Below are 305 nucleotides of genomic sequence, written 5' to 3' on the forward strand. Positions count from 1 at the left end.
CGCGGGTATCGCATCGAGTGCGGTGAGGTGCAGGCGGCGCTGGCCGACTTGGCGGGGGTGGGGCAGGCGGTGGTGATTGCCCGTGAGGATCGCCCCGGGGATAAGCGTCTGGTCGGCTATATCACCGGGACGGCGGACCCGGCGACGGTGCGCCGGCAACTGGGGCAGCGGCTGCCGGGTTATATGGTGCCGGCCGCGGTGGTGGTGATGGATGCGCTGCCGTTGACTCCCAACGGCAAGCTCGACAAACGGGCGTTGCCGGCCCCGGAATACGTTGCTGCCCAGCAATATCGGGCCCCCGCGAC

At 69.8% G+C, this 305-nt stretch carries 1 protein-coding gene; it reads left to right on the plus strand.

Going from position 1 to position 305, the window contains the following annotated elements; genetic code table 11:
- A partial coding sequence (locus tag OQ789_RS25900; protein ID WP_324689289.1) for an AMP-binding enzyme occupies positions 1-305 on the plus strand: 305 nt, incomplete at both ends.

The organism is Mycobacterium sp. 94-17, assembly GCF_035617725.1.
GTDB lineage: Bacteria > Actinomycetota > Actinomycetes > Mycobacteriales > Mycobacteriaceae > Mycobacterium.